The 12,877-nt window shown below is 63.3% G+C and carries 12 protein-coding genes; 5 read left to right on the top strand and 7 right to left on the bottom strand.

Annotation, left to right across the window (positions count from 1 at the left end):
• Positions 1-90: 90 nt before the first annotated feature.
• On the bottom strand, positions 91-549 hold the full coding sequence (locus tag AT395_RS04620; RefSeq protein ID WP_048627965.1) for a MarR family winged helix-turn-helix transcriptional regulator: 459 nt from the start codon (positions 547-549) through the stop codon (positions 91-93).
• Between the two features lie 149 nt (positions 550-698).
• Here AT395_RS04620 and aceE point away from each other — a divergent pair, with 149 nt between their 5' ends.
• Positions 699-3,383, top strand: a complete 2,685-nt coding sequence (gene aceE / locus AT395_RS04625; protein ID WP_048628070.1) for a pyruvate dehydrogenase (acetyl-transferring), homodimeric type — start codon at positions 699-701, stop codon at positions 3,381-3,383.
• 71 nt (positions 3,384-3,454) lie between these two features.
• On the opposite strand, the gene AT395_RS04630 is transcribed toward aceE, so the two are convergent.
• A complete protein-coding gene (locus AT395_RS04630) occupies positions 3,455-4,081 on the bottom strand; it encodes a LysE family translocator (protein ID WP_042112941.1) in 627 nt (208 codons plus the stop codon).
• Between the two features lie 67 nt (positions 4,082-4,148).
• Positions 4,149-4,925, bottom strand: a complete 777-nt coding sequence (locus AT395_RS04635) for an NAD(P)H-dependent oxidoreductase (RefSeq protein WP_042112940.1) — start codon at positions 4,923-4,925, stop codon at positions 4,149-4,151.
• Between the two features lie 105 nt (positions 4,926-5,030).
• Between AT395_RS04635 and AT395_RS04640 the strand changes: the two genes are divergently transcribed.
• Positions 5,031-5,924 carry a LysR family transcriptional regulator gene (locus AT395_RS04640; protein ID WP_042112938.1) on the top strand — a complete coding sequence of 298 codons (894 nt, stop codon included), beginning with the start codon at positions 5,031-5,033 and terminating at the stop codon, positions 5,922-5,924.
• A gap of 58 nt (positions 5,925-5,982) precedes the next feature.
• Here the strand turns inward: AT395_RS04640 and zapE are convergent, their stop codons facing one another.
• A complete protein-coding gene (zapE, locus tag AT395_RS04645) occupies positions 5,983-7,023 on the bottom strand; it encodes a cell division protein ZapE (RefSeq protein WP_048627964.1) in 1,041 nt (346 codons plus the stop codon).
• A gap of 320 nt (positions 7,024-7,343) precedes the next feature.
• Between zapE and AT395_RS04650 the strand changes: the two genes are divergently transcribed.
• The gene (locus AT395_RS04650) at positions 7,344-7,877 is read left to right on the top strand and encodes a glyoxalase superfamily protein (protein WP_042117380.1); all 534 of its coding nucleotides are present in this window, start codon (positions 7,344-7,346) and stop codon (positions 7,875-7,877) included.
• Positions 7,878-7,940: 63 nt separating this feature from the next.
• On the opposite strand, the gene AT395_RS04655 is transcribed toward AT395_RS04650, so the two are convergent.
• Positions 7,941-8,387: a GFA family protein gene (locus AT395_RS04655; protein ID WP_072632776.1), complete on the bottom strand. Its 447-nt coding sequence runs from the start codon at positions 8,385-8,387 to the stop codon at positions 7,941-7,943.
• A gap of 107 nt (positions 8,388-8,494) precedes the next feature.
• Between AT395_RS04655 and AT395_RS04660 the strand changes: the two genes are divergently transcribed.
• Positions 8,495-9,352: an arylamine N-acetyltransferase family protein gene (locus tag AT395_RS04660; RefSeq protein WP_048627963.1), complete on the top strand. Its 858-nt coding sequence runs from the start codon at positions 8,495-8,497 to the stop codon at positions 9,350-9,352.
• A gap of 111 nt (positions 9,353-9,463) precedes the next feature.
• Here AT395_RS04660 and AT395_RS04665 read toward each other — a convergent pair whose 3' ends face one another.
• The gene (locus AT395_RS04665) at positions 9,464-10,711 is read right to left on the bottom strand and encodes an MFS transporter (protein WP_048627962.1); all 1,248 of its coding nucleotides are present in this window, start codon (positions 10,709-10,711) and stop codon (positions 9,464-9,466) included.
• Positions 10,712-10,808: 97 nt separating this feature from the next.
• Between AT395_RS04665 and AT395_RS04670 the strand changes: the two genes are divergently transcribed.
• Positions 10,809-11,789, top strand: a complete 981-nt coding sequence (locus AT395_RS04670) for a LysR family transcriptional regulator (protein WP_082164659.1) — start codon at positions 10,809-10,811, stop codon at positions 11,787-11,789.
• Here the strand turns inward: AT395_RS04670 and AT395_RS04675 are convergent, their stop codons facing one another.
• Positions 11,790-12,767 carry a LysR family transcriptional regulator gene (locus tag AT395_RS04675; RefSeq protein ID WP_094067561.1) on the bottom strand — a complete coding sequence of 326 codons (978 nt, stop codon included), beginning with the start codon at positions 12,765-12,767 and terminating at the stop codon, positions 11,790-11,792.
• Positions 12,768-12,877: the final 110 nt, after the last annotated feature.

The following is a 12,877-nucleotide window of genomic DNA, read 5'->3' on the forward strand; positions in this document are numbered from 1 at the left end:
CTGCTGACGCTGCTGACGCTGCTGACGCTGCTGACGCTGCTGACGCGGATGACCCGCGACGGCGGGCGAGCGCGCGGGGGGGGCTTCGGGTTATCGCTTCGATTCGACCAGAAGCGCTCTCGCCGCGTCGGTCGCGCGGTCCAGCGATTCGGCCACCGAGCGCACGTCGCGCTCGCGAAACTGGCTGAGGAATAGCTCCGACACCGTTGACTGATAGACCTTCCACATCTGTTTTCGCAATGCGCGGCCCTCGTCGGTGATCGTGGCGTAGGCCGCGCGTCCGTCGTCGGGATCGCGCGTGCGAGTCACCAGCCCTTCCTGCTCCAGCCGGTCGATCAGACGGGTGAGGTTGTAGCGCTCAATGGCGAGCACATCCGCCAGTTCATGCATGCGCCGCGTGCCCTGCGGGCCGCTCTCCAGCCCCCACAACGCGTCGTACCACGCATAAGCGGGCAACCCGGCCTGCGCCAGACGACGCTCGATCTCGCGAATCATCGTGCGGTGCGCACGCACGAAGGAAAACCAAAGATCGGGTTCGGTCGTACTCATGAATGTCCTCGTCGAATTCGCATGTCAGTTGCAGTTGCAATTGTACATGGTTAGAATGGCGGCCATTACGATTGCAATTGCAATTGATGCGTTGCCCTATCTCAAGGAGGCATGTCATGACTCAATCGCCCGTGGTGGCCGCCGCCGCCATGCAATCCCCCGCCGCTGCGACCGACATCGACATTCAGGAAACGCGTGAGTGGCTCGACGCGCTGGAAGGCGTCACCGTCGTAGAAGGCCGTTCGCGCGCACATTTCCTCATGGATCGGCTGGCCGCCTGGGATTTCGCGCGGCATGGCGACTTTCATGGGCGGGTAACGACCGACTACGTCAACACGATTCCGACGTCGCGGCAGCCGGCGTACCCAGGGGATCTCGTCATCGAAGGGCGGCTTAACGCATTTATCCGCTGGAACGCGATGGTGATGGTGCTGCGCGCAGGCAAGCACTCGAACGTGGGCGGTCACATCGCGACGTATCAGTCGGCTGCGGTGCTCTACGACGTTGGCTTCAACCACTTCTTCCGAGGCCGCACCGACACGTTCGATGGCGACATGATCTACATTCAGGGCCACTCCGCACCGGGCATTTATGCTCGTGCTTACCTGGATGGCCGTATCACGGAGGCGCAGCTCGATAATTTCCGCCGCGAGGCGGGACGTCAGGGCATTTCGTCGTATCCGCATCCGCGCCTGATGCCCGACTTCTGGCAATTTCCCACGGTGTCGATGGGGCTCGGCCCGCTGACTGCTGCGTATCAGGCGCGCTTCATGCGCTATCTCGAATATCGCGGTCTCAAGCCGCATCAGGGTCGCAAAGTGTGGGCATTTCTCGGCGATGGCGAAATGGATCAGCCCGAATCGCTTGCCGCGATTTCGTTGGGTGGGCGGGAGCAGCTCGACAACCTGATCTTTGTCGTGAACTGCAATCTGCAACGTCTGGACGGCCCCGTGCGTGGTAACGGCAAAGTCATTCAGGAGTTGGAGGGCACATTCCGCGCAGCCGGCTGGAACGTCGTCAAAGTGATCTGGGGCAGTGGCTGGGACACCTTGCTCGAGCGCGACACGCACGGCCTGCTGCGCGATCGCATGATGGCCTGTGTGGACGGCGACTACCAGACGTTCAAATCGCAAAGCGGCGCTTATGTGCGCGAACATTTCTTCGGCACGTCGCCCGAATTGCTGGCCATGGTCGCGCACCTGAGCGACGACGATATCTGGCAACTCGCCCGTGGCGGTCACGACGCGCTGAAGGTGTACGCCGCCTATGCGCAAGCGATGCGCACCGAAGGCCGGCCCACGGTGATTCTTGCGAAGACGGTCAAGGGTTTCGGCATGGGCGAAGCGGGCGAGGGACAGAACGTCAATCACCAGTTGAAGAAGATGAGCGCCGACGCCGTGCGTGCGTTCCGCGACCGCTTCGACTTGCCGGTGAGCGACGATGAACTGGCGGAGATGCCCTACCTCCGACCTGAGCCCGACAGCCCCGAAGGCCGCTACTTCGCAGCCAGGCGCGAGGCGCTGGGCGGGCACCTGCCTGCGCGCTTCGGCCTGCGTGCGCCGCTGGCCGTCCCTCCGCTCAGTACGTTTGCCGCCCAACTCAAGGACTCCGGCGAGCGCGAGTTGTCCACCACGATGGCGTTCGTGCGTATTCTCACGGCATTGCTCAAGGATCCGGAGATCGGCAAGCGCGTGATTCCCATCGTGCCCGATGAATCGCGCACGTTCGGCATGGAGCCGCTGTTCCGCCAGATCGGCATTCATTCCTTTATGGGGCAACGCTACACCCCGCAGGACGCCGGGCAGCTCAGCTACTACAAGGAGGCGCTGGACGGTCAGATCCTTCAGGAGGGTATCAACGAGTCGGGGGCGATGGCGTCGTGGATCGCGGCGGGAACGTCGTACAGCACGCACGATTTCGCCACGATTCCGTTCTACATCTTCTATTCGATGTTCGGCCTGCAACGCGTTGGGGATCTCGCCTGGGCCGCCGGCGACGCCCGCACACGCGGGTTCCTGCTCGGCGCGACGTCCGGGCGGACAACGCTCATGGGCGAGGGCCTGCAACACGATGACGGTCACAGCCATGTGCTGGCTTCGGTGGTGCCGAATTGTGTCGCGTTCGATCCCACGTTCCAGTACGAGTTGGCCGTCATCCTGCAAGATGGTATGCGCCGCATGTATGTCGATGACGAAGATGTCTACTACTACGTCACACTGCTCAACGAGAATTACGCACACCCTGCGATGCCGGAAGGCGCGGAGGCCGGGATTCTCAAAGGGTTGTACCTGCTGCGTGAAGGCGCCGGTGAAGGTGACGGCGAAGGGGCACAAGCGCCACGGGTGCAACTGATGGGCAGCGGCGCGATTCTGCGCGAGGTGATGGCCGCTGCCGATCTGCTGCGCGACGACTTTGGCGTGCAAAGCGACATCTGGAGCGCGACGAGTCTGACCGAGGTGCGGCGCGAAGGGCTGGTCGTCGAGCGATGGAATCTGTTGCATCCCGAGCAGACGCCGCGTGTGCCGTATGTGCAGCAGTGTCTTGCGGGTCGCAAGGGGCCTGTAGTGGTCGCAACCGACTACATGAAGATCGTTGGGGACCAGATCCGGCCGTTCGTGCCAAACCGTCGTTTCGTCACGCTGGGGACCGACGGCTTCGGATGTTCGGACACGCGCGAATCGTTGCGGACGTACTTCGAAGTGGACCGTCACTTCATCGTACTGGCCGCGCTGGGCGCGTTGGCGGACCTGGGAGAGGTACCACGCGAACGCGTTGCCGAAGCCATTCGCAAGTACGGAATCGATCCGGAGAAGCTTGACCCGGCGACGGTTTGAAGGGGCGGAGCGAGGGCGCGAGGGCCGCCCTTTGCGCCCTCGCTCGCGTTATCGGCAACTGTCAGCGACTGTCAGTGACCGCTTTTCCGATAGAGAGCGAGCCCGCCGGCGAGCGAGAACATGACGATTGCACAGACGCGATTCAGCCGTTGCAGGCCGCGCGCGGTCATCAGGCGCGCCGCCTGCACGCCACCGGTGGCGTACAGTGTCATCACCACAATGTCGACACCCGCCGATACGACGGCGAGCACGGCGTACTGCGGCACTAGCGGTAGCGACGTATCGACGAACTGCGGCAGAAAGGCGGAGAAGAACAACAGGATCTTAGGATTGGTCAACGCCACGCCGAAGCTGCGCAAGAAGACGCGTCGTGCGCTCAGGTCCGACTTGATTCGCACCTGACTCAGATCCTGCGGATGGCTGCGCCACAACTGAACAGCCAGCCAGACGAGATAGGCCACACCGATCCATTTGACCGTTGCGAACAACGTCGCCGAGGCCATGAGCAATGCCCCTAGCCCCGCGCCCACGGCGGTCACGACCAGCATGTCGGAGAGCGCCGCGCCGCACATTCCCACGATCACCACTCGCCAGTTACCCGATATGCCGTTCGCGAGCGCAAGCAAGGTAGTGGGGCCAGGAATCAGGCCGCCGATCAGGGCGGCAGTGGCGTAAATCGCGAGCGTGGAGAGTTGCATGACGACATACCGGTGACTGGGACAAGCGCCAGTCTTGCAGATACCGTTGAGGGCGGCAAGCGGACGGTCAGCCGATATGCGCGGCGAATCCCGTCTGCCCGGGAGCGATGTCGTCGTTGAGCGTGAGCGCCGGAATGGCGTACGCCCCGTGATTCTGCCGGCGATACGGAATCGGTGCAGTTGTGGCGAGCGTGTCGAGACGTTTGCCAAGTTCGCGCTCGATTTCCGCAAAACGTTCGGCATCGACCCGGCCGGTACGGAAGGCAACGAACGGTGGCAAGACGTCGAACCCCGGATAGAACAGCATGCCGTGCTGAATCGGAAACAACACGTCGTCGATCGGCCCGTTGATGCCACGCGCGCTGTAGTGCGAGTCCCAGCCACCGGTCGTCACGATCAGCATCGCACGCTTACCCGCCATCGATCCTTCGCCATAGCGGTCGCCCCAGTGCGCGTCCGAGTGCTCGCCCACGCCGTATGCGAAGCCATAGGCGTATACGCGGTCGATCCATCCTTTCATGATCGCGGGCATCGAAAACCACCACAGCGGGAATTGCAGAATGACGGTGTCCGCCCAGCGCAGCTTCTCTTGCTCGTTTGCAATATCGGCGCGCTGTGTGCCGCTCTCGAACGCCAGCTTCGAGTCGAGCGACGCATGAAACGGCTCGCTCGTGTCGCGCCCGGGGGCGTCGTGCTCGTCGATGGTGGTCTTCCACTGCATGGCATACAGATCGGAAACCTGCACATGGTGCCCGGCGGCTTCCAGACGTTTCACGGCGAAATCGCGGATCGCGCCATTGAGCGATTGGGGTTGCGGGTGGGCATAGACGATCAGCACGTTCATTGTCAGACTCCGTTGCCATTGGGCGCATTGGGTTCAGGGAATGCCTGCAGAGTAGGCGTGCGGAAGGTATATTGGAAATGAATTCCTGATATGCCAGGTATAACAATGATTAATTTGCGCCGCATCGATCTGAATCTGCTTGTCACGCTCGACGTCCTGCTGGCCGAGCAGAACGTAACGCGCGCCGCGGAGCGCCTGTTCATGTCGCAACCGGCCGTGAGCGTGCATCTCGCGAAGTTGCGAGACTTGCTGGGCGATCCGTTATTGCTGCCGGGGCCCCGCGGCATGCGTCCGACCGCGCGCGCCGAGGCGCTGCGCGAGCCGTTGCGCGACGCCCTCGAATCGCTCTCGCGTGCTGTGGCGCCCGCTACGCCGTTCGATCCGGCGAAGGCCGATCTGACCTGGCGCATCGCCGCTACCGATTACACCGAGTCGACGATCGTGCTGCCGCTGCTGAAGCGGCTGCGAGCTGACGCGCCGCACACGCGGCTTGCGGCATTCGATCTGACGCCGTCGCGCCTCGCCCGGCAGGCGGAGCAGGGCGTTATCGACATCGCCTTTCATACAACGCAAGATGGCCCGGAAGGGCTGCGCCGCAAAGCGTTGTTCACGGAGCGTTATGTGTTGGTGGGGCGTCGGGGGCATCCGAAATTGAAACGGCGGCCGAGCCTCAGGCAGTTCTGCGAACTGGAGCATGCCATCGTTTCGCAAGATGGCGGAGGCTTTCACGCGAGCACGGACGACGCGCTCGCACGGCTTGATGCGACGAGGCGTGTCGTACTCTCGGTGCCGCATTTTCTGTTTCTGCGCTCGGCGCTCGCCAACACCGATCTGGTCGCGATGGCCCCGGAGCGGCTGGTTCGCGACGATCCCGCCTTGCAGGTGACGACCCCGCCCGTCGAGGTCGCCGGTTTCGAGATTTCGATGTACTGGCACGAGCGCGTGCATCGAGATCCGGCACATCGCTGGCTGCGCGAATGCATCGCGAGCGTGGTGTAGCGGCGTTGGCTTGCGTATTGCGCTACGGCGTAGCGCGTATCGCGTATCTCGGATAGCCTCAGCGAGGACGAATGAGCGTGCGCCGTTCGTAATCGAGCGATCCCATCTCTGCGAGACGACTGATGGTGCGCGACAGATCGCGCCAGTCGCTCAGGGCATCGAGCGCCGGAATGAGCGGTGCATCCGAGGCGATCAGCAACGTGCGTCGACGGTCGTAGCAGATGTCGATCAGCCACAGAAAGCGTTGCAGCGTATCGGGGCGTTGCAGGCGCTCGACATGCAGGTCGTCGACGATCAGCGATGACCAGTGCTCCGCGAGTGCGAGGTAATCCAGATGCGAGCGATGCGCAACGCAAAGGTCGTCGAAGCCTGCCCAGAGCACACGATTTCCCGCGCTTCGCGCAGTCAGTGCTCGGCCGGCCACCCTCACCTCCGACGGGGCCGACGCGGGCATGCCTTCCAACGCCATGTACCGCATCGGCAAGACGTCGCGGGCGGCGCTCAGCGGGGCAATCCAGCGCGTGAGTCGTGCCGCTTCGCCACCCATGCGGTAATCGGTCTCGCCGTCGAAATGAATGATCGCAAAGCGTTGCAGAATCACGGCGATGGTCGGCTCGAAGCGCTCGTGAAACTCGGGGTCGGGCAGCAATTGCTGCGGCGCGTAGTTCGAAGTCAGCACGAGCCGCACGCTGCGGGCCAGTGCAATGTCGAGAAAGCGGCCGATCAGGAACGCATCGGCAATGTCGTGCACGTGAAACTCGTCGAAGCAGAGCAGTTCCACACCGTCGAGCCAGCGATTGGCGACGGCGGCGAGCCGGTCGTCGCATTTCGGTTCGCGGACTAGCTGGCGATGAATGTCGCGCAGAAATTCGTGAAAATGCACGCGCCGCTTCTCGCATACCGCGACAGCGAACGCCGCGTCGACCACGAGGCTCTTGCCGCGTCCGGGCCGGCCGTAGCAATACACACCGTCGAACCCATTCTGGCTCGCACCCGCGCTCGTTAGCCGCGTGAGCGCCGCGATGGTGTCGCGTTGTCGAGGATCGGGGGAAAGATGGCGCTCGGCCAGCGCTTGCGCGATGCGCGCGGCGTCGATCATGAAAGGGAAACTCCGGGTAACAGAGGCGGACGCATGGCCCGCCGACGAGCGCCACTATACCGGTGCGAAGTGTTACCGGCCAATACGGAATTCGGCGCGCTGCCATCGCATTTCGGCATCGCCAACCGGCATTTCGACGTCCGCCGATTGCTGCTAGAATCGCCGCAAGGCCGATGTTGCCTGCCGCTCGCACCCGGATCCCGGGCACGGTGAAAGCATCGCAGCAATCGCATGTCCGTCCCGTTCATCAGGCGACGCGCATCAGCAACGCGAGCACTGATCGAAGTTGTCGCCGCCGAACGCTATCAAGGATGGCAAACATGCGAACCTATCTCGACGCCAAGATCATGGCCAAGTCCCTGCGCGAGCGTCTCGCGCGCGAGGGCATCGACATCACCCACGCACAGGCGCTGGAATCCGTCGCCGCACAGTTCGGCTTTGCCGACTGGAACGTGCTCGCCGCCAAGCTCGCGTCGGCCCCGGCCGACGGCATCGTCTTCGATACCGTTGCGCCGATTCATCGCATCTTCGACGAAACGAAGGCCCGCGAATTCTATGTGGACTTTCTGGGCTTCCGGCTCGATTGGGAGCACCGCTTCGCAGAGGGCATGCCGCTGTATTGCCAGGTCTCGCGCGCCGGGATGACGCTGCACCTGTCGGGGCATTTCGGCGATGCCAGCCCGGGCGCGACGACATTCGTTTTTATGCGCGGTGTCGAAGCGTATCAACGCGATCTGTCCGGCAAGCGCTATCCCAATATGAATCCCGGCATCGAAGTGCTCGACTGGGGCAAGCAGATGACGGTGACGGATCCGTTCAACAACCGCATTCGCTTCTGCGAAAGCAGCGACTGAGCGCGCTGGCGCTGTCGAATGGTCGTCGCAGTGGATTGCGGCGGCCGTTGCGACCTTCCTCTCTCATTCCGTGTAAAGCGGACCGTCCCAGCCGTCGAGGTACTTGGGCAGATCGTCCAGCACGTCCAGCACGCGGTGTCGATAGAACAGGTGCATGGCCGGTTGCAGGCTGACGGGGAGCCTGGCGTCGTGCGCGCGTGCCAGCAGCGCGTTCGGCACGACACACATTGCCAGACGATTGGTGCCATGGAGGGTCTCGCCGCATTCGGCGCAGAAGCGCCGCGTCATTTTGCGCGACGGATGCGAGAACGTGCGCGTGGCGCCCGTGATCGAGATTTGCGAGGGCGGCCAGGCGGTCGCCGCCAGCACCGGGCTGCCATAGAAGTCGCGGCAAGCGTTGCAGTGGCACAGGGCGCGTGCGGCGGGCTCGCCGGTGAGTGACATCGAGACGCTGCCGCACTGACAGGCCACAGTGATCGTTGTGTTGTTCGGGGTGTTCTGGACTGTCATGGAGGCCTTGTATGTCCGGCTATCATCGGGATAGGTCGCAAGGATACGACGAATGCGCTAACGTATGGGCTCTGCGAATGTCCGCATCCCGAAAGAGGAAGTCAGGCATGTCTCATCCCTTCGATCCGGAACGCTATTTCCGGCGCATTGGCTATACCGGTCCACGTGAAGCCACGCTCGACGTGCTGCGTGCCGTGCACTCGCTGCATCCGCTGGCGATTCCGTTTGAAAATCTCGATCCGATTCGCGGTCGGCCGGTCTCGGTCGAGTTGCCGGCGATCATCGCCAAATTGCTGGACGGCGGACGCGGTGGCTACTGCTTCGAGCAGAACGCATTGTTCGCCAACGCGCTGAGGCATCTGGGGTTCGCGGTGACACCGTTGATCGGACGCGTTGCGTGGGGACGCTCGTTCGATGTGGAAGCGCCCCTGACCCACATGCTGTTGCGCGTGGATCTGGATGGCGAGGCGTGGCTGGCCGATGTTGGCTTCGGCTCCGTCACCCTCACGGCGCCGCTGCGCCTGCACTCGAACGAACCGCAGTCGACGATGCTGGAAACGTTTCGGCTGGAGACGATCGATGCGGGCGAGGGCGCGCCGCCGGGCGAATACCGTCTGAGCGTGCGTTCGGCACAGCGGTGGTTGCCCGTGTATCGCTTCTCGCCGAAGCCTGCCGAGTGGATCGATTACAAGCTGGGCAATTGGTACACGTCGAGCGCGCCGGATTCGATCTTCCTGAATCAACTCATCGCATGCCGCGTGCTGCCGCAGGGACGGATCGCGTTGCTCAACACTACGCTCACCGAACGTTCCGCCCAAGGCGAACTTGTGGCAGAAACGAGCGTTGCGTCGGGCGCGCAACTGGCGCAGATTCTGCGGGAGCGATTCGGTCTCTCGATGGACGGCATCGACGCCGACGCCTTGTATGCGCGTGCGAGCGCGTGTGCCGCCAAGGCCGCTGGCTGAGCATTGCTGTCGTTGGGCTCTGGGTCAAAAGCAAAGGCCGCCTCCCGAGGGACGCGGCCTTTCTTGTTTGCGCGACTTCGAATTCCGGCCGCGCATCAGTGCATCAGGAGGTCAGTGCGCCGAGGTCGTGCCCGGCCACATCCGTACCGTCAGTGCGCCGAGGGCGGCAAGCGTGGCGAGCGATGCAACGCCGGTCCAGCCCCAACGGGCCAGCGCCTGAGCCCCGAGGGCGGCGCCAATCGACATGCCGATGAACACGCCGACGAACAGCACCGCGTTCAGACGGCTGCGGGCGGGGGGCTCAATGCCGTACACGATGGTCTGATGCGAAACCAACGCCACCTGTACCCCAAGATCGAAGCCGATCGCGCCAAGACCGATCAGCCACAACTGCGCATGGGTACCGAGCATGGGGGCGAACAGCATGGCTGCGAACGAGACTGCCACCAGAGCGGCACCGAGACGCGTCACGATTTGCGGCCCCTTGCGGTCTGCGATGCGGCCAGCCAGCGGTGCGCCCAGCGCACCCGCAGCGCCCGCCAGACCGAAGGCGCCCGCCGCAGCGGCGCCGAGATGGAACGGCGCCCCGTGGAGCATCACGGCAAGCGTCGACCAGAAAGCGCTAAAGCCGACCGAGAGCAAACCCTGCGCCAAAGCGGCGCGGCGCAGCGCCGGATGACGGCGCCACAGGCTGGCGACCGACCCGATCAATTGGCGATAGGTCATTTGCGTCGTCGGATGGAACGACGGCAGACTGCGCCATGCCACCACGCCGAAGCCGGCCACGCTAATGGCAGCCAGAACATACATCGCGCGCCATCCGAAATTCTGTGCGACGAAGCCGGATACGACCCGTGAGAGCAGAATGCCCAGCAATAACCCGGTCATCACCGTGCCGACCACGCGGCCCCGCACCGATTCCGGGGCGATCGCGGCAGCGGCGGGCACGATGTCCTGTGCCATCGTGGCGGTCAGACCGATGGCCAGACTCGCGGCGAGCAGCGTGCCGATGCCCGGCGCAAACGCGGCCAGCAATAGCGCGAGCGTAAGAATCGCCCCTTTGATCAGCACGATGCGGCGACGGTCGACGATGTCGCCCAGCGGCACCAGCAGCAGAATGCCCAGCGCGTAGCCGAGTTGCGTGAGCGTGGGCACCCACCCGACGGTCGTGTTGGCCGCGTGAATGTCGTCGGTCATGATGCCGAGCATCGGCTGCGCATAGTACAGCGAGGCCACGGTCAGGCCGGTGCCCGTGGCCAGCAACAGGATCAGCCGGGCGGACAACTCGGGCTGAGGCCGGGCGGCCGCCTGCGTGGGGCTGTTCGTGCCGGCCGCACCGCAAGTTTGGGTGGAACTCATGAGAGGAACTCCGGTAGCAATGTGTGGGGCGTAGTGTCGCGCTTGGTGCGGTGCAGCGGTAGACCTATAATCCGTACAACCTTTATACGCGTGACGTATGACAGAACCTCTTCACCCCCAGCCATCCGCCGTCGACGCCTCCGCCAATCGGGGCGGTGGCGCCGATCGCGTCGAGCTGATGCAGACGTTCGTGCGCATCGTCGAAGCCGGCAGTCTGTCGGCGGCAGCGGTGCTGCTCGGCACCACGCAGCCGACCGTCAGCCGGCGTTTGCAGATGCTTGAGCGCTCGCTGGGGCTGCGGTTGCTTCAGCGCTCGACGCACCGCATGAAGCTGACGGAAGACGGCGAGCGTTGCTTCGCGCGAGCGAAAGAGCTGGTGACGAGCTGGGAAGCGTTCGAAGCCGATCTGCGTGGTACCGGCGAGGACCCGGAGGGCACGCTTCGCGTACTTGTGCCGCACGCGTTCGGGCAGGAAATGATGGTGGGACCGCTGGCCGATTTTCTCGAGCGTTATCCGGGTATGAAGGTGCAATGGTTCTTGCAGGACCGCGAGCCGGATTTCATTGCGGAAGGTCTCGATTGTGCGATTCACGTGGGTGAGCTGCGAGATCCGTCGAATGTGGCGATTTCGTTGATCGATGTGCCGCGAATTGCCGTGGCGTCGCCCGCCTTGCTTGGCGAGCGCGCGCCGCCGGCCCATCCGTCCGATCTGACCGCGTTTCCCTGGCTCTCGCACTCGACGTTCTATCGCAACGAGATCACGCTCACGCATGAGACAACGCGAGAATCGGTTCGTGTCGCATTCGATCCGCGCATGAGTACGGACAATCTCTACGCGTTGCGCAGCGCCGCAATTCGAGGGCTCGGTGTGTGCGTGTGCTCCGCATGGGTCATGGCCGAGGATGTGGCGCAAGGGCGGCTGATCCAGCTTGTGCCGCAATGGCGGCCCACGCCGTTGCCCATGTACCTCATCTATCCCTACGCGAAGTATTACCCGGCGCGTCTACGCCGCTTCATTGAAGCGATGCGCTACGCCATTCCCCCCGTGATCGACATCGAGCAGCGCAAGGTTCGCTGATCAGGTCAACTGAAGTTGCCCGGCGTTGCCTTGCAGCAAGGCGTCGTTACGTTGCGCGGCGCTGCGCAGATAGTCCCACAGCACGGTAATGCGCTTGAGCGTGCGCAACTCTTCGTGGCAGTAGATCCAGAAGCTGCGCGTGACGACCACGTCGTTGACCAGCAACGGCACTAGGCGAGGGTCTTGTGCGGCCATGAAGCAGGGCAGGATCGCCAGCGCTTCGCCCTGCAACGCTGCCTGATATTGTGCGATCACGCTCGTGCTGCGCAGCACAACGTGGCACCCGGGCACGATGTCTTCCAGATAGCGCAGTTCGTTGCTGAAGCTGAGTTCGTCGACATAGCTGATGAATCGGCGCCCGCGCAGATCGGAAAACTTGGCGATGTTGCCGTATTGCTTGAGATAGCCGGGGGTCGCATACAACAGCAAGCGGTAGTCGCATAGCTTGCTGCACACGTACGGGCCGCGTTGCGGACGCTCGATGGTGATCGCCAGATCCGCCTCGCGCTTCGAGAGGCTCACGAAGCGCGGCACCGGCAGCACGTCGAAATCGATGGCGGGGTACTCGCGTTGAAAGCGCGAGAGTACGGGCGTCACGAAATAGGTGCCGAACGCTTCGGTCGACCCGATGCGAACATGGCCCGAGAGCGTTTGTCCCAGCCCGGCGACCTGCTCGCACGCCGATTGCAATGTGGTTTCCATTTGCTCGGCGTGTACGAGGAGCTGCTGACCCTCGGGCGTCAGCGCAAAGCCCGCGTTGCGCGATTTGTCGAACAACAACGTGCCCAGCGCCTGCTCCAGCGCGCGTACGCGCCGCGAGACCGTTGTGTGATCGACCCCGAGACGTTGCGCCGCAGCACTCACCCGCTGCGTTCGCGCGACCTCCAGAAAGTACCGAAGATCGTCCCAGTCGGGACGCGGCTCCGGACTCGAAGCGCCCGCGATCCCTGACAGCCGTGTTGTTGCGGTGCGAGCCATCGCCCGGTCTCCTATGTGTATTTATGCACAAAGTAGATGCAGATATTCGCTATGTAAAGCAAATTCGCACAAATACAATTTATGAGCGCTGCGCATAGACGACGGCGACA

The organism is Pandoraea apista, assembly GCF_001465595.2.
Classification (GTDB): domain Bacteria; phylum Pseudomonadota; class Gammaproteobacteria; order Burkholderiales; family Burkholderiaceae; genus Pandoraea; species Pandoraea apista.